Origin of the sequence: Dyella sp. (assembly GCF_051954575.1) — a bacterium.
Taxonomy (GTDB): Bacteria; Pseudomonadota; Gammaproteobacteria; order Xanthomonadales; family Rhodanobacteraceae; genus Dyella_B.
This window is the reverse complement of sequence record NZ_JBQCHP010000082.1, coordinates 1-21494: the sequence shown is the minus strand read 5'-3', so window position 1 is coordinate 21494 and position 21494 is coordinate 1. Positions and strand designations below refer to the sequence as shown.

24 protein-coding genes are annotated in these 21494 nt (G+C 63.3%); 13 read left to right on the top strand and 11 right to left on the bottom strand.

What is annotated here, in order from left to right; translation table 11 throughout:
• Window positions 1-210: 210 nt before the first annotated feature.
• The gene (gene purM, locus ACTHNE_RS11675) at window positions 211-1239 is read right to left on the bottom strand and encodes a phosphoribosylformylglycinamidine cyclo-ligase (protein WP_324941183.1); all 1029 of its coding nucleotides are present in this window, start codon (window positions 1237-1239) and stop codon (window positions 211-213) included.
• A gap of 98 nt (window positions 1240-1337) precedes the next feature.
• On the opposite strand from purM, the gene ACTHNE_RS11670 reads away from it, so the two are divergent.
• The 7 genes from ACTHNE_RS11670 to ACTHNE_RS11640 all read left to right on the top strand — a co-directional run bounded on the left by ACTHNE_RS11670 (window position 1338) and on the right by ACTHNE_RS11640 (window position 5994).
• Window positions 1338-2336, top strand: a complete 999-nt coding sequence (locus tag ACTHNE_RS11670; RefSeq protein ID WP_440269330.1) for a DUF2066 domain-containing protein — start codon at window positions 1338-1340, stop codon at window positions 2334-2336.
• Window positions 2337-2340: 4 nt separating this feature from the next.
• On the top strand, window positions 2341-2913 hold the full coding sequence (locus ACTHNE_RS11665) for a CDP-alcohol phosphatidyltransferase family protein (RefSeq protein WP_324941193.1): 573 nt from the start codon (window positions 2341-2343) through the stop codon (window positions 2911-2913).
• Window positions 2914-2990: 77 nt separating this feature from the next.
• Complete coding sequence (locus ACTHNE_RS11660; RefSeq protein WP_324941196.1) at window positions 2991-4133, top strand: AI-2E family transporter; 1143 nt, start codon at window positions 2991-2993, stop codon at window positions 4131-4133.
• Entirely contained in the window at window positions 4130-4825 is a 696-nt protein-coding gene (gene hda, locus ACTHNE_RS11655; RefSeq protein ID WP_324941199.1) for a DnaA regulatory inactivator Hda, read from the top strand. Before ACTHNE_RS11660 ends, hda begins: the two co-directional genes overlap by 4 nt.
• A gap of 36 nt (window positions 4826-4861) precedes the next feature.
• Window positions 4862-5122 carry a DUF2164 domain-containing protein gene (locus ACTHNE_RS11650; protein WP_324941202.1) on the top strand — a complete coding sequence of 87 codons (261 nt, stop codon included), beginning with the start codon at window positions 4862-4864 and terminating at the stop codon, window positions 5120-5122.
• Window positions 5123-5142: 20 nt separating this feature from the next.
• Window positions 5143-5529, top strand: coding sequence for a VOC family protein (locus tag ACTHNE_RS11645; protein ID WP_324941205.1), 387 nt, complete (start codon window positions 5143-5145; stop codon window positions 5527-5529).
• Between the two features lie 15 nt (window positions 5530-5544).
• Window positions 5545-5994 carry a GFA family protein gene (locus ACTHNE_RS11640; RefSeq protein WP_440269329.1) on the top strand — a complete coding sequence of 150 codons (450 nt, stop codon included), beginning with the start codon at window positions 5545-5547 and terminating at the stop codon, window positions 5992-5994.
• A 324-nt stretch (window positions 5995-6318) separates the two neighbouring features.
• On the opposite strand, the gene ACTHNE_RS11635 is transcribed toward ACTHNE_RS11640, so the two are convergent.
• Window positions 6319-7122, bottom strand: coding sequence for an inositol monophosphatase family protein (locus ACTHNE_RS11635; protein WP_324941211.1), 804 nt, complete (start codon window positions 7120-7122; stop codon window positions 6319-6321).
• A gap of 145 nt (window positions 7123-7267) precedes the next feature.
• Between ACTHNE_RS11635 and ACTHNE_RS11630 the strand changes: the two genes are divergently transcribed.
• Window positions 7268-8029 carry an RNA methyltransferase gene (locus tag ACTHNE_RS11630; RefSeq protein ID WP_324941214.1) on the top strand — a complete coding sequence of 254 codons (762 nt, stop codon included), beginning with the start codon at window positions 7268-7270 and terminating at the stop codon, window positions 8027-8029.
• Window positions 8030-8094: 65 nt separating this feature from the next.
• Here ACTHNE_RS11630 and ACTHNE_RS11625 read toward each other — a convergent pair whose 3' ends face one another.
• Window positions 8095-9420, bottom strand: coding sequence for a hemolysin family protein (locus ACTHNE_RS11625; RefSeq protein ID WP_324941217.1), 1326 nt, complete (start codon window positions 9418-9420; stop codon window positions 8095-8097).
• 257 nt (window positions 9421-9677) lie between these two features.
• On the opposite strand from ACTHNE_RS11625, the gene ACTHNE_RS11620 reads away from it, so the two are divergent.
• Together ACTHNE_RS11620 and ACTHNE_RS11615 are read left to right on the top strand one after the other, a co-directional pair.
• Window positions 9678-10283 carry a DUF47 domain-containing protein gene (locus ACTHNE_RS11620; RefSeq protein WP_440269328.1) on the top strand — a complete coding sequence of 202 codons (606 nt, stop codon included), beginning with the start codon at window positions 9678-9680 and terminating at the stop codon, window positions 10281-10283.
• Window positions 10284-10325: 42 nt separating this feature from the next.
• Entirely contained in the window at window positions 10326-11450 is a 1125-nt protein-coding gene (locus ACTHNE_RS11615; RefSeq protein ID WP_440269327.1) for an anion permease, read from the top strand.
• Window positions 11451-11515: 65 nt separating this feature from the next.
• Here the strand turns inward: ACTHNE_RS11615 and ACTHNE_RS11610 are convergent, their stop codons facing one another.
• Complete coding sequence (locus ACTHNE_RS11610; protein ID WP_324941226.1) at window positions 11516-11920, bottom strand: hypothetical protein; 405 nt, start codon at window positions 11918-11920, stop codon at window positions 11516-11518.
• Between the two features lie 67 nt (window positions 11921-11987).
• Here ACTHNE_RS11610 and ACTHNE_RS11605 point away from each other — a divergent pair, with 67 nt between their 5' ends.
• Both ACTHNE_RS11605 and recQ read left to right on the top strand, forming a co-directional pair.
• Window positions 11988-12323, top strand: coding sequence for an MGMT family protein (locus tag ACTHNE_RS11605; protein ID WP_440269326.1), 336 nt, complete (start codon window positions 11988-11990; stop codon window positions 12321-12323).
• 148 nt (window positions 12324-12471) lie between these two features.
• Window positions 12472-14286: a DNA helicase RecQ gene (gene recQ / locus ACTHNE_RS11600; RefSeq protein WP_324941231.1), complete on the top strand. Its 1815-nt coding sequence runs from the start codon at window positions 12472-12474 to the stop codon at window positions 14284-14286.
• Between the two features lie 130 nt (window positions 14287-14416).
• Here recQ and ACTHNE_RS11595 read toward each other — a convergent pair whose 3' ends face one another.
• Window positions 14417-14755: a hypothetical protein gene (locus ACTHNE_RS11595; RefSeq protein ID WP_324941234.1), complete on the bottom strand. Its 339-nt coding sequence runs from the start codon at window positions 14753-14755 to the stop codon at window positions 14417-14419.
• Between the two features lie 164 nt (window positions 14756-14919).
• Window positions 14920-15309: a thioredoxin family protein gene (locus ACTHNE_RS11590; protein WP_324941238.1), complete on the bottom strand. Its 390-nt coding sequence runs from the start codon at window positions 15307-15309 to the stop codon at window positions 14920-14922.
• Window positions 15310-15470: 161 nt separating this feature from the next.
• On the opposite strand from ACTHNE_RS11590, the gene ACTHNE_RS11585 reads away from it, so the two are divergent.
• A complete protein-coding gene (locus tag ACTHNE_RS11585; RefSeq protein WP_324941240.1) occupies window positions 15471-16196 on the top strand; it encodes a cytochrome c biogenesis CcdA family protein in 726 nt (241 codons plus the stop codon).
• A gap of 85 nt (window positions 16197-16281) precedes the next feature.
• On the opposite strand, the gene ACTHNE_RS11580 is transcribed toward ACTHNE_RS11585, so the two are convergent.
• From ACTHNE_RS11580 to ACTHNE_RS11560, 5 genes are all read right to left on the bottom strand, one after another.
• On the bottom strand, window positions 16282-16704 hold the full coding sequence (locus tag ACTHNE_RS11580) for a PepSY domain-containing protein (RefSeq protein ID WP_324941243.1): 423 nt from the start codon (window positions 16702-16704) through the stop codon (window positions 16282-16284).
• 106 nt (window positions 16705-16810) lie between these two features.
• Window positions 16811-17716 (bottom strand): alpha/beta hydrolase, encoded by a 906-nt coding sequence (locus ACTHNE_RS11575; RefSeq protein WP_440269325.1) that lies wholly within the window; start codon window positions 17714-17716, stop codon window positions 16811-16813.
• 179 nt (window positions 17717-17895) lie between these two features.
• Complete coding sequence (locus ACTHNE_RS11570) at window positions 17896-18885, bottom strand: aldo/keto reductase (protein WP_324941248.1); 990 nt, start codon at window positions 18883-18885, stop codon at window positions 17896-17898.
• A 50-nt stretch (window positions 18886-18935) separates the two neighbouring features.
• On the bottom strand, window positions 18936-21176 hold the full coding sequence (locus ACTHNE_RS11565; protein WP_440269324.1) for a GH92 family glycosyl hydrolase: 2241 nt from the start codon (window positions 21174-21176) through the stop codon (window positions 18936-18938).
• A gap of 193 nt (window positions 21177-21369) precedes the next feature.
• The coding region (locus tag ACTHNE_RS11560; protein ID WP_440269331.1) for an integrase core domain-containing protein at window positions 21370-21494 on the bottom strand (125 nt) is incomplete at its 5' end.

Below are 21494 nucleotides of genomic sequence, written 5' to 3'. Positions count from 1 at the left end.
CCCGGCGTGGCGTCTTGTGGGGGGTTGGGGCTTCGTCTTTTCCCCCCCTCCCCCCGCGGGGGGGGGGGCGGGGGGGGGGGCAAAATCTTGCGGGGAGGGTTGTAGGTGACTGAGACGAAGAGCGCCTGTTGGCGGTAGCGTTGTAATTTGCCGCGAGGTTGATCCCTCACCCCAACCCTCTCCCCGGAGGGGAGAGGGACTAGAACGCGCTTAGCCGATATGCACGCGCTCGTCGCCTTGCGCCTTCACCACTTCACCGATCACCCAGCTCTTCAACCCATGCTTGGCGAGCAACTCGGTAGCGCCATTTACCGCATCGCGCGGCAGCAGCACGGTAAAGCCCACGCCGCAATTGAAGGTGCGCCACATTTCTTCACGGGCGACGTTACCTTCGTGCATCAGCCAGTCGAACACCGGCGGCAGCACGATGGTGCTGGCGTCGAGCTTGAGGCCGAGGCCGTCGGGTACCACGCGGATGATGTTTTCCTTCAGGCCACCGCCGGTGATGTGCGCCATGCCGTGCACCGGTGCCGACTTCAAGAGTTCCAACATGGGTTTCACGTAGATCGTGGTCGGCGCCATCAGCGCATCGGCCAGTTTCACGCCGCCCAGGTCAAGATCCAATGGATTACCGGCACGCTCGACGATCTTGCGGATCAGCGAATAACCGTTCGAATGCGGACCGGACGAAGCGACCGCAAGGATCACGTCGCCGGCGACGACGTCATCGCCACTGAGCAGCGCATCCTTTTCCACCGCGCCGACGGTGAAGCCGGCCAGGTCGTATTCGCCCGGCGGGTACATGTCGGGCATTTCGGCGGTTTCGCCGCCGATCAGCGCGCAACCGGCCAGTTCGCAACCCTTGGCGATGCCGCCGACCACGGCCACGGTGGTGTCCACGTCGAGCTTGCCGGTGGCGAAGTAGTCGAGAAAGAACAAAGGTTCCGCGCCTTGCACCAGCACGTCGTTCACGCACATGCCGACCAGGTCGATGCCGATCGTGTCGTGGCGGTTCAACTGCTGCGCCAGCTTGAGCTTGGTGCCGACGCCGTCGGTGCCGGAGACCAGCACCGGCTCCTTGTAGCGCGTGCCGAGGTTGAACAAGCCGCCGAAGCCGCCGAGCCCGCCCATCACCTCCGGGCGGAAGGTGCGTTTGACCAGCGGCTTGATGCGTTCGACCACGGCATTCCCGGCATCGATATCCACGCCTGCGGCGCGGTAGGTAAGGGCGTCGGACATGGCCAACCTGACGAAAGAAGAAACGTCCAATGATAGACGTTAAGGGTGGGATTGGGCAGACTTCCGCCGATCCCCGCCCTTACGACGACCGAACGCTCATGCGCCTGCCACGCCTGCCGATCGCCCTCCTGCTGCTTGGCCTCGTCCTGGGGCTTGTCCCGGTGGCGCAGGCGCAGACCACCTCGCCGTCGCCTTACACCGTCGTGGTGCCGGTGCCCGACACCAGCGCCACGCAGCGCAACCAGGCGTTCCAGGCGGCCCTGGGGCAGGTGCTGGTGCGCGTCTCGGGCGGCCAGGACCTGACCGGCAAGGACGGCTATCCCGAGGCCATGCAGAATGCCGCCGGCATCGTGAAGCAGTTCCAGTATCAGGGCGATGGCGGCAATCCGCCCACGTTCACGCTGACGGTCACCTTCGACCAGGGCGCAGTGCAGCGGCTGGTCACGCAGCTGGGCGCCACCGCCGCAGGCGTCAAGCCGCCGCTCTTGCTGATCGTGAAGGGCGGCGATGGCCACCTGCTCGGCAAGGACGAGCTCGGTGCGCTCACCGGCGCGGTCGGCAAGCGGGGCTATCAGGTGAGCTACGCCGATCCGGCCCAGCTTCCGGACCTGGGCAAGCTGGCCGCCGCCGATCCGGCAGCCTTGTCCGCGATCAGCCGGCTCTACCACACCGGCCTGGTGCTGATCGGCGAGTTGCACGGCAACAATGGCGACTGGACGCTGATCAGCGGCGGCCAATCGCAACACTGGAATGCCCAGGGCGACAATCCGGACGCCCTGTTCGCCGACGCCGGCAAGGGCGCTGCCGATCGCCTCGGCCAGGCGCTGAACGTGATCGCCACCAGCGACGTCAACGGCAAGCTGTGGGTTAGCGGCCTGCACTCGGCCATGGATTACGCCAACCTGCTGGCGACGCTGCGCGCCGCTCCTTCCGTGCGCAGCATCTACACGATCGGCGCGCAGGACGATGGCGTGCTGCTGGCGGTGAAAGCCGGCATGCCACTGGACAATCTGGTCACCAATCTCTCGGCCGGCGGCCGCGTGATGGACGGCGGCTCTCACGATGGTGCGGACGCCAGCCTGCGCTGGCTCCATTGAAAGCATGATCACTGCGATGCCCGCCGCGTCGCGTTCTCCCTGGCGGCATCTGCCCAACGCCATTTCCATGCTGCGCGTGCTGCTGGTGGCGCCGATCGGCTGGTTGCTGTGGCATGAGGAATGGCCAGCCGCATTGGGCCTGGTGGCGGTGGCGGGTGTGTCGGATGGGCTGGACGGTTTTCTCGCGCGCCACTATCGCTGGCAGAGCCGGCTCGGAGGCATGCTCGATGCGATCGCCGACAAACTGCTGCTGATCGGCTGCTTCGTGATTCTCGCCTGGCGGCAGGAAGTGCCGCTGTGGCTGGCTTCCATCGTCTGCGGCCGGGACGCGGTCATCGCCGTCGGCGCATTGGCCTGGCGCGTGCTGATCGGGCCGATCGAGCCGCAACCGAGCCTGCTGTCGAAAGCCTGCACGCTGGCGCAGATCATTTACCTGTTGACGGTATTGCTGGCACTGGCGCGCTGGCCCGCGCTGCGTTCGTATGCGCTCGGCTGGTTGGTGGCGGTGTTGTGCGTGGCGAGCGGCGTGCATTACGTGTGGTACTGGTCCCACCGTGCGTGGAGTGTGCGCAGATGACATGTGCGCTCTGCCCAGCCTACCGGGCGCATCCCTGCAGGTAGAATGCATCGGCGTACCTCCAGAACGAGTCTTTCGTGTCCATAAGCCAAGAGACGTCCCGCCGCTGGCAGATGCTGGCGATCATCGTAGCCATCGGCTTGCTGATCTGGCTGCTTGCGCCCGTGCTCATGCCGTTCGCGATCGCCGCCATGCTGGCTTATCTCAGCGATCCGCTGGCCGATCGGCTGGAACGGCTGGGACTGGGACGCACGCTGGCGGTGAGCATCGTGTTCGTGGTGCTGATCCTGGTGATCTGCGCGGTGCTGCTGTTGCTGGTGCCATTGATAGCGAGGCAGATCGAAAACCTGGTGCAGAACTTTCCCACCTATGTGGAATGGGGCAGGGACAAGGCGGTGCCGTGGCTGCAGACCAAGCTGCACCTGGACCCCAAGGCGTTCGATACCGATCGCTTGGTCGAACAGATCAAGGAACACATCGGCTCCATCGGCTCGGTGCTCGGTACGCTGTCCCGCTCGGGACTGGGCGTGGTCGCGTGGCTGACCAACGTGGTGCTGATTCCGGTGGTGTGGTTCTATCTATTGCGCGATTGGGATCGCATGGTGGCGTGGATCGATCGCATGCTGCCGCGTTCGGTCGAGCCGACCGTGGCGCATCTGGCGCACGAATCGGACGTGGTGCTCGGCGCTTTCGTGCGCGGGCAATTGCTGGTGATGCTGGCGTTGGCGATCTATTACGGCGTGGCGCTGACACTGGTCGGCATCACGGTCGGTCCGCTGATCGGCATGGTGGCCGGTTTGCTGAGTTTCGTGCCGTACCTCGGTTTCATCACCGGTTTTGGCGCGGCGATCATTGCTTCGCTGGTGCAACACGGCGACTGGCCGCATCTGCTGATGGTGGTGGGCGTGTTTGTCGTCGGACAGTTGCTGGAAGGCTATGTGCTGGTGCCGCGGCTGGTCGGCGAAAAAATCGGCCTGCATCCGGTAGCGGTGATCTTCGCTGTGCTGGCGGGCGGTTACCTGTTCGGTTTTCTCGGTGTGCTGCTGGCGCTGCCGGCGGCCTCGGTGATCCTGGTGTTGCTACGCTATCTCGCGCAACGCTATCGACAAAGCGATCTGTATACCGAAATGGGCGAACCCGACAGCGTCATTGCCGAAGTGGACGTGGCGGTGAGCGGTGACGCCTCCATACACGTTGCCGGCAGCACCGACGAACCATGACAACGCAACTTCCGCTGGGCCTGCGCTGGCCTCGCCGCCAGCGCTTCGAGCATTTCCATGCCGGCGCCAACGCTGCGGCATTGGCCGCAGTGCAAGCGCTTGCGGTGCAACCCGGCGCGCCCTGGGTGTATCTGAGCGGCGCCGCCGGCAGCGGCAAAAGCCATTTGTTGATGGCCGCCTGCCATGTCGCGCACGAAGCCGGCCGCACGGTGCAATACCTGCCCTTGAAGACCGTGCACGAACACTTCATGGCGCTGCGAGGCGTGGCCGGCAGTCAGCTCATCGCGCTCGATGACATCGACGTCATTGCCGGCGAACGCGACGCCGAACATGCCTTGTTCGATCTCTACAATCGCGCCCGTGCCGAAGGCACCGCGCTCATCTTCACCGCGCAGGCCGTGCCGGCGCAGCTCAACCTCGGCCTGCCGGATCTGCGCTCCCGGCTGGGCGCGTGCACGCAGTTCACACTCAAGCCACTGGAAGATGGCGAGCGCCGGGAAGTGCTCAAGCAGCAGGCCGCGCTGCGCGGCATCGAGTTGGACGAGGGCGTGCTCGATTGGCTGTTTGCGCGCTATGCGCGCGACCTGGGCGCGTTGCTCGATCTGCTCGATCGCCTGGACCAGGCTTCGCTGGCGGCGCAGCGGCGCATTACGATTCCGTTTCTGCGCACGTTCCTGCGCGAAGCGGGTTAGGCGGCGAAGAGCGCGGACTATTGAGAGGATGACGCGATGGATACGACCGACATCACCTTCTCGCAAGCCGAAAAGGAAGTGATCGTCCGCAAGATCAAGCTGTATTTCTCCGAAGAGCTGCAGCAACAGATCGGCAGCTTCGATGCGGAATTCCTGCTCGATTTTTTCGCGAAGGAAATCGGCGCGTATTTCTACAATCGCGGCTTGTACGATGCGCAGGCGATCCTGTCCAAGAAACTGGATGACATCCAGGATGCGATCTACCAGCTCGAGCGACCCACCGAGTTTCAGCGATAAGACGCACGACCGGAGGCTTCATGATCGATCACCTTAACGTTCCCGTCAGTGATTTCGAGAAGAGCAAGGCGTTCTATGGCAAGGCGCTTGCGCCGATCGGCTACACCTTGCTGATGGAATTTCCCGCTTCGGCGACCCGGCACAGCGATGTTGCGGGATTCGGCGAACCGTCCAAGCCGGATTTCTGGATCGTCAGAGGTACACTCAGCGGGCAGTCCATCCACGTCGCCTTTCGCGTGAACAGCCGCGCGCTGGTCGATGCGTTCCATCGCGCGGCCATCGCGGCTGGTGGACGCGACAATGGCGCGCCAGGTCTTCGCCCGCATTACCACCAGGATTATTACGGCGCGTTCGTGCTCGATCCGGATGGTCACAACATCGAAGCCGTGTGCCATGCGCCGGAATAATCGCATGCGCATCGCATGCATCGCGTTCAGTACGTCAACCCTTCCATGAACACAGAGGCAAGCATGTCCCCGCGGAAGCTTTCAGGCGAGTGTTTGTGCGGCGCCGTTCGGTATGAGGTGGAAGATAGTTTTGGCTATGCGCTCAATTGCCATTGCTCGCAATGCCGCAAGGCCACCGGTTCCGCCTTCAAGCCCTTCGGCGGCATCGAGCGTGATCGGTTGCGTGTCGTGCAAGGCCAAGAACACCTGATGATCTTCGGCGATGAAAGCGGGCACGATGCACATTGCAAGAAGTGCGGCTCGCTGCTGTATTCCGTGGTGCGCGAAGGACAGTACGTGCATGTCACCTTGGGAACATTGACAGACGAACCATCCATCCGGCCGACGGCGCATATCTTCGTCGGCTCGAAGGCGCCATGGTTCACGATCACCGACGAGCTGCCGCAGTACGAGGAGCTCGACTGATGGGCGGATGAAATCGCGTAGGTTGGGGTGCAAACCCCAACATCGTTATGCCGGTTCGTGCGGGAATGTTGGGGTTTGCACCCTGATATATCCCCACGTTTTTGCTTTGGAATCCCGGGAAAATCAGGCGACTGCGTGCTGGTCGATCAAAATCAAAAGAATCACGGCGTCATTCCGGCGAAAGCCGGAATCCAGTTAAATACGCTGTGCGCAGCACACAAAACCCATGTTGAGTGCTTCGCACGCATCCACACTGGATTCCGGCCTTCGCCGGAATGACAAGCGAAAACGTGGGATATATCAGGATTTGCACCCCAACCTACGTCAGGCCCGCAGCAACGCCGGTGTGGCTTGCGCGCCGATCGCTTCCACCATCGCCTTCACCACATGCAGGTTGCCGGCAATGACGTTGCCGCTTTCCGGAATCCCTTCACGTCCGGCGAAATCGCAGTACTGGCCACCCGCTTCGCGCACCAGCAGTACACCGGCGGCCATGTCCCACGGCTTCAAACCGATTTCGAAGAAGCCGTCGTAGCGGCCCGCGGCGGTGTAGGCCAGGTCGAGCGCGGCGGAGCCGGAGCGGCGGATGTCTTCGGCCTGTGCGAGCAGCGAGCGCGTCATCGCCAGTTGCGATTCGAGATGCGCGCGCTGGCGATAGGGAAAGCCGGTGCCGATCATCGCGCCGGCGAGGCCCTCGCGCTTGCTGACGCGGATGCGCCGATCGTTGAGATAGGCGCCATCACCCTTGCTGGCGGTGAACAGCTCGTCGCGCAGTGGATCGAACACCACCGCGTACACCGGCTCGCCCTTGTCGAGCAGGGCGATGGACACGCTGAAATGCGGAATGCCGCGCAGGTAATTGTGCGTGCCGTCGAGCGGATCGATGACCCATACCTGCGGGCTCTTGCCGATCGCGCCGCCTTCTTCGGCGAGGATGGCGTGGGTGGGGTAGGCGCGGCGCAGTTCCTTGACGATCTCGGCCTCGGCCAGGCGGTCGACCTCGGATGCAAAGTCCATGCGTTGTTTTTCGACGACGTTGAGGCCATCGATGCGATTCATGTAACGCAGGATCACGTTACCGGCGGAGCGCGCGGCGCGTACCGCGACGTTGACGGCGGGTCTGGTCATGGCTTTGGCTTGGCAAAAGAACGGGTTAGCGACCGGCGATCATAGCAGAGCGACCACGCACGGGCGAGCGGGAACGGCTGGACGCGCCCTCGATGCGCGTTCCTCCACTATCCTTGCCAGCCCGAAAACGCCCGATGTCCGCCGCATGACCGCTGCCGATTTTCCTAGCCTTATCCGCTTCGTCCTGGTTCGTACCTCCCATCCGGGAAATATCGGCAGCGCGGCGCGGGCCATGCGCACCATGGGCTTTACCCGCATGGACCTGGTCGCGCCGCACCGCTTTCCGGATCGCGAGGCGTCGGCCATGGCGGCCGGTGCGGACGAGGTGCTGGCAGGGGCGGGCGTGCATGCGGGCCTGGTGGACGCGCTGGGCGGCGCCACCTTGGCGCTCGGTCTTTCCGCGCGCCGCCGCGGCGTGAACTTGCCCGAGCTGACGCCGCGCGAAGCCGTCGCGCAAGCGCTTGCCGCCGCCGCGCGCGGGGAACAAGTAGCCCTGGTGTTCGGCAACGAGCGCACCGGCCTGGAGAACGAAGAACTCGCGCGCTGCCATGCGATGGTGCGCATCCCCAGCGTGGACGATTTCAGCTCACTCAACCTCGCGCAGGCCGTGCAGGTGATGGCGTATGAACTACGCGTGGCCTCGCTAGGCGAGAACATCCCCGCGCCCCCGCCGTTGCATGACGAACCGCCCGCCGATGCGGCGCAGATGGAGCGCTTCTACGAGCACCTCGCGCAGACGCTGGATGACATCGATTTCCACAAGGGCCGCTCGCCGACCATGATCATGCTGCGTTTGCGCAAGCTGTTTCAGCGCGCGCAGATGGATGAGCGTGAGTTGCGCATGGTGCATGGGATATTGGCCGATGCGCAGCGCATGGCAAAGCTCGCCGGCGAAAAGAAGCCGTAGGTTGGGGTGCAAACCCCAACGTAGCCATGTATGTAGATGCCGAGTGTTGGGGTTTGCACCCCAACCTACTGTTCGTCGTCGCCCAGTTCGATCCGCGGTGCCGGCGTCACCAGCAGCTTGTCGATGCGCGCGCCGTCCAGATCCACCACTTCAAACCGAATGCCGCGCCAGGCGAACACTTCGCCGGTGACCGGAATATGCCCCAGCGCCGCCATCACCATACCGGCGGCGGTGCGGAAATCGTGCTCGTCTTCGCCGGGCAGCTGGTCCAGGTGCAGTAGCTCGCGCAGGTCGTCGGTAGAGATCGCGCCGTCGATCAGCCAGCTTCCGTCTTCGCGCTGCACGATCGGCGAGTTCTCTTCGCCGCCGCCGCCATGGCCGAGCTGGCTGGCGCCGACCACTGCGGCGAGCAGGTCGTTGAGTGTCACCACGCCATCGATGTCGCCGTACTCGTCCACTACCAGTGCCATCGGCGTTTCCGCGTCGCGGAATTCTTCCAGCAGGTCCAGCGCGCGCGCGGTGGCCGGTACGTATAGCGGCTTGGCCAGCGTGCGAAACAGTTCCGGTTTGCCCAGGGTGATGCCGCCGAGCAGGTTCTTCACTTCCATCACGCCGACCACGTCGCTTTCATCGCCGCGGTAGACGGGATAACGCGAGTAGGAGGTGTGCCGCAGCACCTCGAGGTTTTCCTCCAGCGGCGCATCCATGTCCAGCCAGGCGATGCGCATGCGCGGGGTCATCACGCTGTCCACCGTGCGATCGCCCAGGCGCAGCACGCGGTTGACCATGGCCTGTTCGTCGGCGTCGAGCACGCCCTGCTCGGCGCTCTCGGCCACCAGCAGGCGGATTTCCTCTTCGGTGGCGGCGCTGTCACCGCGATGCTGCACGCGCATCAGTTTCAGCAGCACGCCGCTGGAGCGGTTGAGCGTCCACACGAACGGCGCGGTGGCGCGCGAAAGGATGAGCATTGGCATGGCGACGATGCTCGACACCTTTTCCGGCGCCGACAGCGCCAGGCGCTTGGGCACCAGTTCGCCGACCACGATCTGGATGAACGAGATCACCACGAAGCCCAGCACGATGCCAATCACCCGCGTGTATGGCGCGAGCCACGCAATGCTGCCGCCATGCAGCATGTTGCCGATCTGCGTGCCGATGGCATCGCCGGCCACCGCACCGGTGATCAGCATTACCAAGGTGATGCCCACTTGCACGGTGGACAGGAAATGTTCCGGCGCCTCGGCATGACGGAGCGCAATGCCGGCGCGGCGGCTGGTGCGGGCCATCTGCTTGAGGCGGCTCTTGCGCGAGGCCACCAGCGCCATTTCCGAAAGCGCAAAGAAACCGTTGAAGAGGGCGAGGAGCAGGACGAGCGCGAGTGTGGTCAGCATCGCGACAGGGCATCGGGTGCGGGCATGCCGGGAGTGTAAGGCACGGCGGCCCGCGTGAGCAGTCGCCGAGGACGGCCTGGTCGACGCCGGCGCTGGCAGTTGCGCGGCGGATCGGGCGAGGCGAACGCCGGCAGGCGCTTTCCTTGCCGGCTGTCCGGCGATATCCCAAAACGCCCCGGGTGATGCGGCATGGCTGGGCGGTCCTGTAACATTTGCGAAATATTTTCACCTCTTTCTCGTTTCCAGGGCGCCTCTGCATGTTTTCTCTCCAGACGATTTTCGGCAAAGGCGACAAGTTCTACGGCCTGCTGGAACAGAGCGCCGAGGCCGCCCGCGAAAGCGCCAAGGCCCTGCACGAACTGGTCAGCCAGGCCGATCACGCGCCAGTGATGGCCGCCTTCGCCGCTGCCCGTTCGCGCGAAAAGGCGCTGGCCGGCCAGATCAGTGAGGAACTCGTGAACACCTTCGTCACCGCGCTCGATCGCGAGGACATCGAGGCGCTCAACTCCGCGCTGTACAAGATTCCCAAGAGCGTGGAGAAATTCGCCGAACGCTACGAAATCGTCGCCGGCCGTCTGGAGGGCGTGGATTTCGCCCAGCGCGCGCTGGTGCTGACGCGCGCCACCGACGTGATCGCGGAGATGATCGGCGAGCTACGCCGCGGCCTGCGCATCGATCCGGTGAAGAAACTGCAGGATCGCCTGCAGACGCTGGAATCGGAAGGCGACCGCATGCTGCTCGCGCCTTATCGCACGCTTTACCTGGAAGGTAATGACGCCATGCGCGCGATGCTGGCGAAGGATCTGTTCGAGCTCATCGAGAAGGCCATCGACAAGTGCCGCGACGTCGGCAACATCGTCTAGTCCATCGTCCTGAAAAATTCCTGACGGGCCGGGAGCGCACGCATGAGCCTGGGCCTTGTCGTTGCGGTCGTGCTGATCGCGCTGGTCTTCACCTACATCAACGGGTTTCACGACACCGCCAACTCCATCGCCACGGTGGTGGCTACCAAGGTGCTGTCGCCTGGCCAGGCCGTACTGCTGGCGGCGGTGACCAACCTGATCGGCGCCATGTGGGGCACCGCGGTGGCGGCCACCATCGCGGCCGGCATCGTCAATACCGGCGTGGTGCCGGCGGGGCCGGAACTCCTGATCTGCGCGCTGCTGGCGGCGATCGTGTGGAACCTCATCACCTGGTGGCTGGGCCTGCCTTCCAGTTCCAGCCATGCGTTGGTGGGGGCGCTGGTGGGCGCGGCGATCGCCGAGTCCGGCGGGCGTTTCGCGGCGGTGATCTGGGCGCAGGGCGGCGCGCACTGGTGGGAAGGCAAGGGCGTACTGCCGAAGGTGGTGATGCCGATGGTGGTGTCGCCGGTGATGGGCTTCCTGCTCGGCTTCCTGTTGATGGGCGCCCTGTACGGCCTGCTGGCCTGGTTCGCCAGCCGCAAGGGCGTGCTGCGCAGCCTGGGGCGTACGCCGTTCGTGAACAGCTTCTTCGGCAAGGTGCAGATTCTTTCCGCCAGCGCGATGGGGTTGGCGCACGGCATGAACGATGCGCAGAAGAGCATGGGCATCATCGCGCTGGCGCTGGCCAGCGCTACGACGGCCGGCCAGTTCGATCAGTTGCCCGAGTGGTTGTCGTTCCTGCGCATCCATGCTTCCACCGCGGGCGGTTTCGCGGTGCCGCACTGGGTGGCGGCCGTGTGCGCGCTGACCATGGCCGGCGGCACCGCCGGCGGCGGCTGGCGCATCATCAAGACGCTCGGTCACAAGATGGTAAAGCTGCATCCGATCAACGGTTTCGCGGCCGAAGGCAGCTCCGCGCTGGTGATCCTGGCCGCGTCGACGTTCGGCCTGCCGGTGTCGACCACCCACGTGGTGTCGTCCTCGATCATGGGCGTGGGTGCGGCCAAGCGCTTCAACGCCATCCGCTGGTCGGTGGTGGAACGCATGGTGTGGGCGTGGATACTCACCCTGCCGGTGACGGCGGTGGTCGCGTACGGATTCGTCTACCTGGCCCGTCAGTTCGGGTAGGTTGGGGTGCAAACCCCAACATCGCCATGCACACAGAATCGCGGGGTTGGGGTTTGCACCCCAACCTACAGGCTGTCGCCCTCGTTGACGATCATCTGCTCCAGTTGATCGCCCAGCGAGCCCAGTTCGGTGATCAGCCGCATCAGCTCCTGCCCATTGACCAGCTCGTACGGCCGGTTCTCGCACAGGTGCAGATAGGGTGAGCCGTCCAGGTCCGCCACCGCCAGGAAACCCACGCGCTGCTCCCAGTTGAAACGCAGGCAGCGCTTGGGATCGGCGCCCGACAGCGGGCCGATCGGGGTGGAGATGCGCAGGTACCGGCGGCCGTTCTCGTCTTCCAGTTCGGCCAGGTACATGCCCTGGTGACGGCCGTGCGGCAGCGTCATGTCGAAACTGATCACGTACGGATCGTTGCGCCGCAAGGTATGCAGGCTGCCAATCAATGAACGCACGGCTTCGAAGTGATGCATGCGGCTATCCGGAGCGAAGGCGGACCGCTGCTACTCTGCCACGAGCTTCGTCATGGTGCACGCGGTGATGAAAAAGGAGTACCTGAAAGTCTATGCGGCCATCGCCGCCATTCCGCCCGGCCGCGTCGCCAGCTACGGCGCCATCGCGGCGCGGGCGGGATTGCCGGGGCGGGCACGCCTGGTCGGGCGCCTGCTGGGCGAAGTGCCCGATGGCATGAAGCTGCCGTGGTTCCGCGTGCTGCGCTCCAGCGGCCAGATCGCGATGCCGCCTGGCAGCCGCGGATTTCGCGAGCAATGCCGGCTGCTGCGCGCCGAGGGTATCGAGGTGAAGAACGGCCGCGTGCCGTTGGCGCGCTTCGGGCTGGATGCCGATGTGGATCGGGAGTTGTGGGGATTGAAGTAGCGAATGGAGAATATGTTGTTTGAAGCAGCATGGAGGCATTCGCTCGCATCGGCATGCTTGCGAAGGTGACGCAAGCAATCAAACGCCATCACTTGACCCGGCGCGACGCCGCCGCAACGCTGTGCGTCTCTCCTGTTTTCCTTTGACGATGCCCCCCACGCCTCTCCACATCCTTCAAACCGTTTTCGGTTACGCCCACTTTCGCGGCCACCAGCAGGCCATCGTCGAGCACATGGCCGAAGGCGGCGATGCGCTGGTGCTGATGCCGACCGGTGGCGGCAAGTCGTTGTGCTACCAGATTCCCGCGCTGCTGCGGCAGGGAACCGGCATCGTCGTGTCGCCGCTGATCGCCTTGATGCACGACCAGGTGGACGCACTGCGCGAAGCCGGCGTGGCCGCGGCCTATCTCAATTCCAGCCTCGACGCGCAAGAACAACGCGAAGTGGAGCGCAAGCTGTCGGCCGGTGAATTGAACCTGCTGTACGTGGCGCCAGAGCGTCTGCTTACCGGGCGCTTCCAGGAATTGCTCGATCGCACGGAAGTGGCGCTGTTCGCCATCGACGAAGCGCACTGCGTATCGCAATGGGGCCACGATTTCCGCCCGGAATACCGCGAGCTGATGATCCTGCACCAGCGCTATCCGGACGTGCCGCGTATCGCGCTCACGGCCACCGCCGATCCGCGCACACGCGATGAAATCGTCGAGCGCCTGGTGCTGCAGGATGCGCGCCAGTTCGTTTCCAGTTTCGATCGCCCGAACATCCGATACACGGTTACTCAGCGCCACAACCCGCGCAGCCAGTTGATGGGATTTCTCGATGGCCATCGCGGCGATGCCGGCATCGTCTACTGCCTGAGTCGCCGCAAGGTAGATGAAACCGCTGCATGGTTGAGTGAGGCGGGCATCGAAGCGCTGCCGTATCACGCCGGCCTGGATGCGGCCACGCGCATGGCGAACCAGCAGCGTTTCCTGCGCGAAGACGGCGTGGTGATGGTGGCGACGGTCGCCTTCGGCATGGGCATCGACAAGCCCGACGTGCGCTTCGTCGCGCATCTGGATCTGCCGCGCAGCATGGAAGGCTATTACCAGGAAACCGGGCGCGCAGGTCGCGATGGTCTGCCGGCCGAAGCATGGATGATCTACGGCCTGTCCGATGTGGTCACGATGAGCCAGATGATTGCGCAGTCCGAATCGGGCGATGAACGCAAGCGCATCGAGCGTTCGAAACTGGATTCGCTGCTGAGTTACGCCGAAGCCACGCAATGCCGGCGCGAAATGTTGCTGGCCGCGTTCGGTGAATCGTTCCAAGGTCCCTGCGGCAACTGCGACAACTGCTTGCAGCCGCCCAAGACCTGGAACGCGACCGTTTCGGCACAGAAGGCCTTGTCGGCCGTGTATCGCAGTGGCCAGCGTTTCGGCGCGGGACACGTGATCGACATCCTGCGCGGCATCGACAGCGAACGCATGAGCCAGCTCGGACACGATCGCTTGAGCACCTTCGGCATCGGCGCCGACATGGACGAAAAGCAATGGCGCTCGGTATTTCGCCAACTGCTTGCTGCCGGCTTGCTGGCGACGGACGCGGAAGGCTATGGAACCTTGCGCCTCACCGCCCGCAGCCGCGACGTGCTGACCGGCAAGCAGGACGTGCACATGCGCGAGGAAACGCGCCCCGCGCGTCGCGCATCACGCCGCCGCGACAGCCAGTTGATCACCGGCGCAAGCCTGGGGATCGAAGCCTACGAGCAACCAATGTGGGATGCGTTGCGTTCGCTGCGCGCGCGTCTGGCCAAGCAGCATGGCGTGCCGGCGTACGTGATCTTTCACGACGCCACCTTGCTGGCCATGTTGCGCGCGATGCCGGCAAATGAAGAAGAGCTTGCCTCGATCAGTGGCGTGGGCGAGGCGAAGCTCAAGCGTTACGGCCGCGATTTTCTGGAAGTGATCAACGCGCAGGAATGAGAAAAAACGACGCGCACGGCTTCGCGAAGGTTTCATTCGGGCGACATGCCATGCTGATACGTACGGCGATCGGCTGATTCGTCAATCTTGCAGGACGCAAGCTATTCGGATGAATCAAGGCCGTGACCGATCATCCGTGATCAGTCACGTCACGGCTTGGCCGGCCCGGTGCGCGTCGCGAGCGGCGCACACGCGGTTGCGACGGGTCGATGCCAGTAACTCTGAAACCATTGGTGGCCCGCGCCAGCCTGGCATGCGGCAGATAGGCGGCTTCGGCGACGTAGCGCCATTGGCTCAGCATTTGTGGCAGACGGGCATGGGGCCACGCATCGCGCAATGCATCGAGCGCGGCTTCGGCCGAATCGTGGCGGGCCACTTCGCGTGCCTCGATCAGCGAGCGCCAACGGCGCCCATGCTTCACGATGCGGAACAGGCCCCGGCTGGAGGGAAAAACGTACTGCGACACCATCGGGACATTCTCTCGATCCGATGGTGAAAGCATTGCCTGCGCGGATGACGCCAGGATTATCTTCATGCGTCATTACGATGGCGATGCGTGATGCATATGTGACGATCGCAATGCACCTGTGCACTGGCGCTCAGGCGGCTCATGCATGAGCGACGTGCCAGGGATCAGGGCAAGGCCGACTTGGCCAGCGCCTTGATCTGTTCGGCATCCGTCACGCCGACCATGCGCCCGGTTTCCTTGCCGCCATCGAAGGCGATCAGGGTACTTTGCTGCACAATGCCCAGTTCGCGTTTCTCCGCGTTCTGGTTGTCGTAGTCGAGCCGGAGGATCAGCAGCTTGTCGAATGCCCGATCTTTGCTCAACGCGTTGATGATGGGCTCCTGCTTGCGGCAGATCGGACACCAGCTGGCGTAGGCGTCCACCAGTACGGATTGGCCTTTGGCCTGGGCGGCCTTGAGCGCCGCGGTGCTGAAAGGCTGGATGGGTTGCGCGATCGCCGGCGCGGCCAAGGCAATGCCGAGCAGCAGGGCGGAAAATTTGGGAAGCAAAGACATGAGCGAATCCTTGTTGAGGGGGATGCTCCTGGCTATTCGCTACGCCTGATTAGGAGTTACAGCGGTAACCGCACACACGGCCGGAGCGAACAGACGATGAGTGCACAGGAGTCCATCATGTTCGTTCGTTCCATCGCATCGCCGGCGGCAGAGGTCACGCCATGAGCGCCGGCCTCAATCCGGTCTTCGCCTACGCCGCGGGCGCGCTGACCATACTTTCGCCATGCGTGATCCCCCTCATTCCCATCGTGCTCGGCAGTGCGGCGCAACGCCACCGCTGGGGGCCGTTGGCCTTGTCGACAGGTTTGGTGGTGTCGTTCACGTTCACCGGTTTCCTGATTGCCACGCTCGGCGCATCGATCGGCTTGAGCACGGAAACGATTCGCGTATGGAGCGCGGCGCTGCTGCTGGTCGTAGGCGTGGTGCTTGTCGTGCCAAAGCTGCAGGGTTTGTTCGAGCATGCCGCCGGCCCGCTCGCCAATTGGGCGGGCGAGCGCCAGGCGCGGCTGGAAGGTTTCGGTCTGGCCGGGCAGGCCGGCATCGGCGTATTGCTTGGCCTGGTCTGGAGCCCTTGTGTGGGGCCGACGCTGGGCGCAGCTACCGTGCTCGCGGCGCAAGGCAAGGATCTGGGCCAGGTAGCCATTGTGATGGGTGCTTTTGCGCTCGGCATCGCCAGCGTGCTGCTGGTGATGGCGATGCTCGCGCAGAACGTGCTGGCCCGCTGGCGCAGCCGGATGATGTCGGCGGGCACGCGCGGCCGGCGCGTGCTCGGCGCACTGATCGTGCTGGTGGGCGTGATGATCATCACCGGCGCCGATCGCAATCTGGAAACGGCCGTGATCGGCGTGCTGCCTGATTGGGTGACGAATCTTACGACGTCGCTGTGATGAGGCCGGTGTGCCCGTCGCTGGCGCATTGCCTCACGCGACTGGCGAATGCACGCACGGACTTCGCAAATAGTGTAAACAGGCCCTAGTTCATGCCGATGATGCGTCCCGAATCGGCATCGATCTGCAGTGTAACGCGCGCCCCCGCGCTGTTCCTGGCTTTGGCTGTCCAAACGCCGTGGTTGAAGTCCACGTCATGCACGTGCGTGTAGCCCTGCGAAGAAAGCATGGCGCGGATATCCTTTTCGTTGATGCGCGAGACTTGCTTGTTCGGATAAGCCATGCCGGTAGTTGGGTCCACGCGCAATTTCACGTGGGCGCCATCGCCGCTGCGCGCACGCGCGGTCCACACGCCATCCCTGAAGTCGACGTCGTGGACGTCGGTATAACCCTGCTGCGTGAGTTGCGTAACGATCTGCTGTTCGGTCAGCGCTGGATGCTCCTGCGCCATGGCCACGCCCACACACCCCAGCGCCAACGCGATGGTCATTGAAACGATCTTCTTCACGGACCTTACCCTCGTTGCCTCTGAGTGGAACGAGTGTTGGTCGGCTGCGATCAATCCATGGTGAAGAAAAGATTAGCGGGATAGGGTTCCGTTCATGCTATGCCCATCAACGGTTGAGGGCTTGTGCAACGGAGGGCGACAGCTTGCGCATGAAGGCTTCGACCTGTCGCGTGTAGTCAGAATCCAGGCCAAGGCGCTCGTTGATCTGTTCATGTGTCAGATCCTGTTCGACCACCGATGCGGGCGTGCCGAACGAGGTGGCTTTCTCCACGAAGTTGTGCGCCTGCGGGCAGGAATTCCGACGCTGGCTGGAGCATACGGCGAGAAACGGCACGATGCGCTCGTGCAACTGCTGCAACGGCGAAGCGGCGATCCAATCGCTGCTCTGGCTTCCGAATGCGCGATCGTAGAGCGGCAGATGACGCGCCTGCATGATGGCCACGACGTTCAACGCGGCGCTGTCCAGCGAGATGGTGCCCAACCACGGCGCGACGCCGTAGCGCTTGCCGATCGACGGTTCGGCGCTGAGCAAGGCCACCAGATGCGCGCCGGCCGAATGCCCCATCAAGATGAAAGCGCCAGGATCGCCACCCCATTGCCTGGCGTGCTGCTGTGCGTAGGCCAGCGCTTGCGCCACGTCGCCGGCCTGCGTCAGCGGCGGTGTCTGCGGCAGCATGCGGTAATTGATGGAGATGACGACGAATCCTCGCGGTACCCAGCGGCCGACCTTGTTTTCGATCACGTTGCGTACGGCCTTGTCACCGAATGCCCAGGCCCCTCCGTGCACCAGCAGAATGACCGGTGCATGCTCGGCATGCTGCGGCGCGTAGACATCCAGGCGCTGTTGCGGATCGTCGCCATAGTGCACGTCGCGGATCACCTGGACCGAAGCGGGCAACGTCGCCCCGATCTGTTGGGATTGCATGGCTTGACGACGTTGCATCTGCGCTCGCCACGCATCGGTTTGCGCGTGTGCGCAAACCGGCAGTTGGGCGAGCGAAAGCCATGCCATGCAGCTGAGGAAAAGCCGGGTCGCGCCTGTCATGAAAGCCCCCTTTGTCACGCTGCCGAGTGTGCCGCGAGCGCGGCACGATCGCCAGTCCAATTGCAAGGCGGCTTGCAATGGGGACGGCGCGATGGCGGTTTCAGGGCCACCGCGCGCTTGCCTACGACATGAGCCGGCAAGATTGCTCAGCGATCGACCAGCGACATCATTTTTTCGGTATAGCGTGGGCCGGCGGTCTTGCCGGGCGCCAAGGCTTCATCCAGCGCGCGCATATGCGCGGCAGTGAGCGCGATGGATGCCGCGGCAATGTTCTCTTCCAGATAGCTTCGCCGCTTGGTGCCGGGAATCGGCACGATGTGCTCGCCCTTGTGCAGCAGCCAGGCGAGCGCGATCTGGCCGGGCTTGCCATGCAGTTCGCCGGCGATGTCGCGCACGACTTGCGCGGCCTGAGCGTTCGCGTCGTAGTTCTCGCCTTGATAACGCGGATCGTTGCGACGGTAGTCGTCTTCCGGATACTCCTCCGCGCGCTTGACGGCGCCGGTGAGGAAACCGCGGCCCAACGGAGAGAACGCCACCAGACCGATGTTCAATTCATCGAGCAGGGGAATGATGTCCTGCTCCAGATTGCGTTCCCACAGCGAGTATTCGCTTTGCAGCGCCGAAACCGGATGGACGGCATGCGCGCGGCGGATCGTGCTGGCTCCCGCCTCGGACAGGCCGAAGTAGTGCACCTTGCCCTGTTTCACCAAGTCGCCGACTGTGCCGGCCACATCCTCGATCGGCACGTTGGGATCGACGCGGTGCTGATAGAGCAGGTCGATATGATCGGTGCGTAGACGCTGAAGCGAACCGTCGACGACTGCGCGGATATGTTCAGGCCGACTGTTCACGCCATTGAGCTGCTTGCCTTCGATCTGGAAACCGAACTTGGTCGCCAGCACGACCTTGTCTCGCTTGCCCGCCAGGGCACGCCCGAGCAATTCTTCGTTGACGAACGGCCCGTAAACTTCCGCCGTATCCAGAAAAGTGCAACCCAGTTCGATCGCCCGATGCAGGGTGGCGATCGATTCGCCCTCATCGGCCGGACCATAGAACTGGCTCATGCCCATGCAGCCCAGGCCGATGGCGGAAACTTTTAATCCTTGAGTGCCGAGCGTTCGAATGGGTAGCGTCATGACGATATCCTCGATGGTGATGGCTTTTTTTCAGGGTATTCGACGCGCGCCTACGGCAGCGCCTGCGGATGCCAGCCGGCAGCCCAGCTTGAAGGTTTGGGCCCCATCTCGAAATGCAAGCTGCCGCCCGCTTCGATCTGCGCGTAGGAGATGATCGGCTGGTCCAGCGGCTTGCCGTTGAGCGTCACCGATTGGATATAGACGTTGCGATCGGAGTTTCCAGCTGCGGTGATCTCCAAATGCTTGCCATTGGGAAGATTCAACATGACGCGGCTAAACAGCGGACTGCCGATGACGTAGTCGCCCGATGCCGGATTGAGCGGATAGAAACCTATGGCCGTGAAGATGTACCACGCCGACATCTGTCCGCAATCTTCATTGCCGAGCACGCCGTTGGGCGTATTCGAATACGCATCGCGCGCGATTTCGCGCACGCGCGCCTGCGTTTTCCAGGGCTCGCCGGTGAAATCGTAGAGATACCCGTAGTGATGGCTGGGCTCGTTGTCGTGACGGTTATGGCCGCCGTTGAAATGCGCGTCGAGCTTGGCCGCTGCGGCCTGCGGTCCACCCAGCAGCTTCACCACGCCAGGCACATCGTGCAAGGCGGCGAACAGATACACCCATTGGTCGCCTTCGGTCCAACCCTCGTCGGGCGATGCCCAGGTGCCATCCATGTTCCTCGCCTGCATGAAACCGCGCGCCGAATTGAACAGCTTGCGGTAATTGGCGGAGCGCTTCATGAAAAACTCGTAGTCGTCGTGCTTGCCTGCCGCTTTGGCAACCTGGGCGACAGCGTAATCGTCGTAGGCTTCCTCCTGCGTACTGGAAGCCGATTCGGAAATCTTGTCGGCCGGGATATAACCCAGCGTCTTCGCGTAGGTGAGCCCGGCGCGGCCTTCGTACGGCGTATGCGGTTCGCGGTCGAACCAGCGGCGGGTGGTGTCGCCATCGGGCGGCATCGTCGCATCTTTGTGCACGGCCTGATAGGCGAGCTGGTAATCGAAGCCCTTGAAACCCTTGTTGATCGCTTCGGCCACCAGCGAATCGGCATGCGTGCCGATCATGATGTTGGTGTAGGACGGATTGGGCCATTTCGGCATCCAGCCGCCTTCGCGATAATCCTGCAGCAGCGCCTGCACCATGCCATCCATACGCTCCGGCGCGAAAATCGTCAGCAGGCTGTTTTCGGCGCGGAACGTATCCCAGATCGAATACGCGGTATACGAAACGCCGTCATGCACCTGGTCATCGAACGCGCTGTAGTAGCGGCCGTGCTCGGAGAACAGTTTGGGGTAGAGCAGGGCGTGATACAGGCCGGTGTAGAAGATGCGTCGCTGATCGTCGCTCGCGCCTTCGATCGAAGCGATGTCCAGCTTCTGGTTCCACGTGGCCTTCAAGGCATCGCGGATACGTTCGAAATTCCAGCTTGGCATCTCCGCATCGAGGTTGGCGCGCGCCTGTTCGATGCTGATGAAAGACGTGCCTACTTGCGCATCCACGATTTCGCCGTGGCTGGTATCGAAGCTCGCCAGCGCGCCGACGTTATCGCCTTTGACTTCCTTTTTATCCGGCCAGGTGAGCACGCCTTCGTAGACCTTCGCCGCCGCGAAGGGCTGCTTGAAGCGCACCACGAAATAACCTTTGAAGTTTTTCAGCGCCAGCGGACCGAGATGCGCATCCATGCGATCGGGGTTGTAACCGACGATCTCATTGCGGCCGGCATCGATGCTGACGAAGCCCTCGATGCCCGGACGCGTTGCCTCGATCAGTACGTTCGCTTTGGACCCATGCGGATAGGTAAAGCGCAGATATCCCGCATGATCGCTCGCCGTCATCTCGGCCAGAATCTTGTGCGCCGGATCAGGCCCCATCTTCACCGCGTAGTAATACGGCGTGCTGACCTCGTCCCGATGCGTAAAGGCAAGCCGGCGCGCTTCCGGCGCGTAATTGGTCGTGTCCATTTCCGGCATCAGCGTGACGTAGCCGTAATCGCCCATCCAGATCGCCGGCTGATGCGTGCCGATAAAGCCCTGGATATAGGTATCGTCGTATTCGTAGGAACTCACACTGATGCGGTTCTGCCGCGTCTGCGCCGTCCAGTTCGTCATGCCGAACGGCGTGGTGACGAACGGCATCGTGCCGCCGTATTCCGCGCCTTCGCCGCCGGTGCCGATGAAAGTGTTGACCCAGTCGACGGGGGTGGTTGGTTTCTGTGCTTCAGCAGCGAAGGCGACGATCGTTGCAGTGCAAAACGCGAGCACCAGACTGGCACGGCGGAAGGAACGAAACATCGACAGCTCCCTTTTGCTTTTGGTTATGCGGCAGAGGTCATACCCGAAAAAGCGTTTGGATGCGTCAAGTGGCGATGTTGATGAGTGTTTGCGGCAACGTGATGACCTCAGGTGAGAACTTGTTCGACTGGTTCATGGCTCCATCTTCTCAAGAGTTGGAGCCCCCACCAATCTCGGCGACGCCCCCCCGTTTTCAGTAGCGGGACGAATTAGAGTCCGGGGTTAACTTTAGCTGCTTTGCATAGGCGTCGGGTGTCAGTCCGCCCAGCGCCCTCTTCGGTCGCTCTTCGTTGTATTCCCGGCGCCAGGTTTCGATCT

Excerpts from the sequence above, each read along its gene's own strand:
- purM (WP_324941183.1), bottom strand. The coding sequence starts at position 1,239 with ATGTCCGACGCCCTTACCTACCGCGCCGCAGGCGTGGATATCGATGCC.
- ACTHNE_RS11670 (WP_440269330.1), top strand. The coding sequence starts at position 1,338 with ATGCGCCTGCCACGCCTGCCGATCGCCCTCCTGCTGCTTGGCCTCGTC.
- ACTHNE_RS11665 (WP_324941193.1), top strand. The coding sequence starts at position 2,341 with ATGATCACTGCGATGCCCGCCGCGTCGCGTTCTCCCTGGCGGCATCTG.
- hda (WP_324941199.1), top strand. The coding sequence starts at position 4,130 with ATGACAACGCAACTTCCGCTGGGCCTGCGCTGGCCTCGCCGCCAGCGC.
- ACTHNE_RS11650 (WP_324941202.1), top strand. The coding sequence starts at position 4,862 with ATGGATACGACCGACATCACCTTCTCGCAAGCCGAAAAGGAAGTGATC.
- ACTHNE_RS11645 (WP_324941205.1), top strand. The coding sequence starts at position 5,143 with ATGATCGATCACCTTAACGTTCCCGTCAGTGATTTCGAGAAGAGCAAG.
- ACTHNE_RS11640 (WP_440269329.1), top strand. The coding sequence starts at position 5,545 with ATGCATCGCGTTCAGTACGTCAACCCTTCCATGAACACAGAGGCAAGC.
- ACTHNE_RS11635 (WP_324941211.1), bottom strand. The coding sequence starts at position 7,122 with ATGACCAGACCCGCCGTCAACGTCGCGGTACGCGCCGCGCGCTCCGCC.
- ACTHNE_RS11630 (WP_324941214.1), top strand. The coding sequence starts at position 7,268 with ATGACCGCTGCCGATTTTCCTAGCCTTATCCGCTTCGTCCTGGTTCGT.
- ACTHNE_RS11625 (WP_324941217.1), bottom strand. The coding sequence starts at position 9,420 with ATGCTGACCACACTCGCGCTCGTCCTGCTCCTCGCCCTCTTCAACGGT.
- ACTHNE_RS11620 (WP_440269328.1), top strand. The coding sequence starts at position 9,678 with ATGTTTTCTCTCCAGACGATTTTCGGCAAAGGCGACAAGTTCTACGGC.
- ACTHNE_RS11615 (WP_440269327.1), top strand. The coding sequence starts at position 10,326 with ATGAGCCTGGGCCTTGTCGTTGCGGTCGTGCTGATCGCGCTGGTCTTC.
- ACTHNE_RS11610 (WP_324941226.1), bottom strand. The coding sequence starts at position 11,920 with ATGCATCACTTCGAAGCCGTGCGTTCATTGATTGGCAGCCTGCATACC.
- ACTHNE_RS11605 (WP_440269326.1), top strand. The coding sequence starts at position 11,988 with ATGAAAAAGGAGTACCTGAAAGTCTATGCGGCCATCGCCGCCATTCCG.
- recQ (WP_324941231.1), top strand. The coding sequence starts at position 12,472 with ATGCCCCCCACGCCTCTCCACATCCTTCAAACCGTTTTCGGTTACGCC.
- ACTHNE_RS11595 (WP_324941234.1), bottom strand. The coding sequence starts at position 14,755 with ATGGTGTCGCAGTACGTTTTTCCCTCCAGCCGGGGCCTGTTCCGCATC.
- ACTHNE_RS11590 (WP_324941238.1), bottom strand. The coding sequence starts at position 15,309 with ATGTCTTTGCTTCCCAAATTTTCCGCCCTGCTGCTCGGCATTGCCTTG.
- ACTHNE_RS11585 (WP_324941240.1), top strand. The coding sequence starts at position 15,471 with ATGAGCGCCGGCCTCAATCCGGTCTTCGCCTACGCCGCGGGCGCGCTG.
- ACTHNE_RS11575 (WP_440269325.1), bottom strand. The coding sequence starts at position 17,716 with ATGGCATGGCTTTCGCTCGCCCAACTGCCGGTTTGCGCACACGCGCAA.
- ACTHNE_RS11570 (WP_324941248.1), bottom strand. The coding sequence starts at position 18,885 with ATGACGCTACCCATTCGAACGCTCGGCACTCAAGGATTAAAAGTTTCC.
- ACTHNE_RS11565 (WP_440269324.1), bottom strand. The coding sequence starts at position 21,176 with ATGTTTCGTTCCTTCCGCCGTGCCAGTCTGGTGCTCGCGTTTTGCACT.